The sequence below is a fragment of the Acinetobacter sp. UBA2063 genome (genome assembly GCF_002333245.1).
GTDB lineage: Bacteria > Pseudomonadota > Gammaproteobacteria > Pseudomonadales > Moraxellaceae > Acinetobacter > Acinetobacter parvus.
In genome coordinates this window covers 1,000-4,613 of record NZ_DDAH01000020.1, presented here as the reverse complement: position 1 = coordinate 4,613, position 3,614 = coordinate 1,000, and the positions used below count along the sequence as shown (strand labels likewise).

Genomic DNA, 3,614 nt, shown 5'->3' with positions numbered 1-3,614 from the left:
AAACGAACGGTGTTCAAATAAAGCTTGAACACTAAAAAGGTCTAAAGTCGATGTGTCGAGATAAACCAGCCCAAACACACCGAGTCCTAAAAAAAAGCAACCAATACAAAGCAGTAGGTACGGCATGCGAACCTCATTATTTGCTTAACCATTGTTCAGGGTTATATAATGTTTGAAAGTGTACTTTCGAGTACACTTTTGGTCAAGTCTTGAAATTTTATGATAATTTCATTTTCAGATTTTTTTAAGGTTCAGTAAAAAAACATAACAAAAATTGATTAATGTCTCACTTTTTGTTCACTTGATGCATCATCATCTACTTCGATTGGTTGTTTTGGTGGCCAAAAGAAATCACTTGGTCGGGTCAGGAAATGGGTGATGACTAATTTAGCCAAGGGTTTCCACTGTGAGAAGCGAACACGGCGCGCACGCAACGCGACAATAATCGTCAGGGTAAAGCTGACAAACAGGTTGGTGAGACCAATCAACATAACGCCCAAAAATGACACGATGATTAAACCAAGGTCAGGTGCGCCGCTTACTGTCATTAAGCCTTGAATGAAATTGGCGGATGCAAAGGCAATATGACGGATATCCAGCGGCAGGCCTAAAATAAAACCGATGGTTCCCATACTTCCCAGCATTATCCCGAACAGGAAGTTACCTGCCAAAGCCCCGAGATTGGTTTCAATATAGTTGGCAAACTTGTCCAGTCGTGCCTGTCCCATCCAGCGTTTTAGGCGGCGGTGCTGTTTTAGACGGGGGCCGACCTTTCGGTAGACTGCCAGATTATCGAAATAGCCCGCAATCAGGCCTGAAAGGAATAAACAGACACCTGCAATTGCCGCATGCGGGATAGCCAGCGAAGTAAATGGATTTAAATCATGTAGTGTCTTGGCTGCCTTAATAGGGGAAAGTAACGGTTCCCCAAGACTGTACTGCCATAAAAAGGTAATTAAGGCCGCTACAGGAATAGCGATTGAAATATTTCCCAGTATTGCGATGAATTGAGTTCGGATAATATTGATAATCAGGGCCGCCAGTTCAGCAATCTGAGCTGTTTTACTGCCTTTCTGCTGCTGTACCGTTGCTGCAAGTGCTGCGGCCGTCATCGCAGGTTGTTTGGTTGCAACCGTAAAATGCAGCACATGGATCAGCATGAAACCTAGACCATAATTCATGCTATATAAAAATGCATGCATAAATGGAGCAAGTACCAGACGGGTCGTTAAAATTTTCAAGGTGGCCATGACGGCAATAATTGCGCCTGCACCTGCCGCCGCCTTATACATGCCGAAAAAGCCTTTTTTATCGGTACTTACATAATGCTCACCTGTTTTACTGGCATTTTCGGTGACTTGCAGGGCAATCAGTTCACTGGTTGAATTTAGTAGGTGACGAACACTTTTTTCATCATAATGGGCCTGGGTCAGGTCAGTAATTAATTGTCCCAGTGCGATATAGTGGAAATCATTTTTACTGGCAAGCAAACCAAGCAATAATTCAATACGGTCAAGCGCCTGCTCCAGTAAGGACAATAAATAGGTCAGGCTGATACTGACCCCGATGCGCTTGGTTGCCCGACGGATCTTGAGCACAACCTCACGGCATTGGTCCAGCATCACAAAGGCCTGTGACGCATCGGGAGGAGCAAGCACCGCAACTGTATCCTGCTGGTGTATCTGCTGTTTATACTTTTCAATGAACTCTACAATTTCACGGTTCTGAACCAAAAAAGGTGACTCATATTCAATAATGTCGGGTTGTGCATTAATAAATTCTGGATACAGACCAATGCCACTAATCCGATAGGACAACACAGTAATGGCCTTGATCAGGTCGGTTTTACACACCTGTTTTTCATTCGTGTTGCTTTGGCTTTCAGCAATTAGGTTGAAGAGGGTAATCCAGTCCTGATTTTCGATCAGGTCCAGCCATTCTCCATCACTTTGCTTATGAAAGACTTTGCCAACGAGGGTTTTAAGCTGGTTAGCATCTTCCACTAAAGGCAGGAAATGTGCGCCAAGACGTTGCCCAAGCTGATTCCAGAAACCATCCAGCGAAAGAATGCCGCTGTCGGCATAGAGGCTGATCTGTTTATACTGGCTCATCAGCTTGAGCAGGAAATTCTGGAGTAAAGTTGCTGAAGTGGGAGTCAGCAAAAGAATTTTGATTAATGCATGAATTCGCTGTTTAACTTCTTCAGCATCATTCGGTTTTTTGGGTCGTATGCGATTGACCAGTTCAATGAGGATCTGCTCATTGGCAAGAAGACTTTCAGGAACAGCTTCAGGATGGTCAAGCTGTTCCTGCATTTTTAAAAATAAATCAGATAAATTTAAATGCATAGGCACTCAGAAAAATTATTGTAGTCGATGTAAGGCCATTAAGGTTAGATTCATCAGTGCCTGGCGATATTCATTATCTGGAAGTGCTTTAAGCGCTTCTAAAGCGGCATCCGTTTCTTGTTGGGCACGTTTTTGACAGTAATCCAGACCACCTGAGTGATGAACAATTTCAATCACTTTATCCAAATGTTCCACACCGCCTGTTGCAATGCTGCGGCGAATAATCGCATGGTCATCACCAGTGGAGTGGGCCAATGCTGAAATTAACGGTAAAGTCGGTTTGCCTTCCATTAAATCATCACCAATATTTTTACCCAGTGTTTCCGCATCGGAGGTGTAGTCTAAAATATCGTCAATGATCTGAAAGGCATTGCCAAAGTGACCCGCAAAGCGACGTAGTGGCTCACGGTATTCTTCAGTACCCGCCAAGATAGCCGCGCCTTCAGTTGCCAGTTCAAACAGGCGTGATGTTTTACCATGAATAATTTTTAGATAGGTTTCTTCAGTGGTCTCTGGCTGGTGTTGGGACTGAAGCTGTAAAACCTCACCTTCCGCAATTTCACAGGTTCCTGTTGAGAAATCCTTGAGTAAAGTGATGTTGTTTAAGTCCACCAGTAAATCGAAAGCGCGGGCAATCAGAAAGTCACCGACCAGAACGGCGGTCTGGTTGTTCCAGGTTGCATTGGCAGTGGGTCTGCCGCGGCGCAGATTGGACTCATCCACAACATCATCATGTACCAGCGTTGCGGTATGCAGCATCTCAATGATTGCAGCCAGATGCTGCGCATGCTGCATATTGGCTACACCACATGCACGGGCTGCGAGTAGGCACATGATTGGGCGCATACGCTTACCGCCAGCCTCAACCACATGCTTGCTGACCGACATGACCAGGCCAACCTTGGAGCTGATTCCTTCATTGATCAAATGATCCATCGCAGCAAAATCTGTCGCTACAGGAGAGAGAATGTCTTGCTTAAAATCGATAACCATATGAAGAAGAACCTCGTACAGGTGAAATATAGTGTTAGGTGTATCAATATGTCTGTTGCTGAACAGCTATACAGGCTGTGTAATCAGTCATTTAAATCGGTGCAGCGATTTTGCGGCTTTCGTTAGACAAAAAAGCGGTCTCTACATAGTCAAACCCAAGCTTTATACCATAGGTATGCGTGACTTTATATGAACACAGATTGTTATTGTCGCAATTGGTTTTTTAGAATGTATTGCAAAACCCGATCAGAATCAATAAAAACAACGTATTCT

The 3,614-nt window shown here is 44.2% G+C and carries 2 protein-coding genes and 1 pseudogene; all 3 read right to left on the bottom strand.

Going from position 1 to position 3,614, the window contains the following annotated elements; translation table 11 throughout:
• A pseudogene (locus tag B4H32_RS00845) lies at window positions 1–126 on the bottom strand (phosphatidylglycerophosphatase); the annotation flags it as partial.
• Between the two features lie 152 nt (window positions 127–278).
• A complete protein-coding gene (locus B4H32_RS00840; RefSeq protein ID WP_286799206.1) occupies window positions 279–2,348 on the bottom strand; it encodes a site-specific recombinase in 2,070 nt (689 codons plus the stop codon).
• A gap of 15 nt (window positions 2,349–2,363) precedes the next feature.
• Window positions 2,364–3,341: an All-trans-nonaprenyl-diphosphate synthase gene (gene sdsA / locus B4H32_RS00835; RefSeq protein WP_004681534.1), complete on the bottom strand. Its 978-nt coding sequence runs from the start codon at window positions 3,339–3,341 to the stop codon at window positions 2,364–2,366.
• Between the last annotated feature and the right edge of the window lie 273 nt (window positions 3,342–3,614).

What these genes read in the sequence shown, in the direction of transcription:
- B4H32_RS00840 (WP_286799206.1), bottom strand. Translation starts at nt 2,348, where the DNA reads ATGCATTTAAATTTATCTGATTTATTTTTAAAAATGCAGGAACAGCTT.
- sdsA (WP_004681534.1), bottom strand. Translation starts at nt 3,341, where the DNA reads ATGGTTATCGATTTTAAGCAAGACATTCTCTCTCCTGTAGCGACAGAT.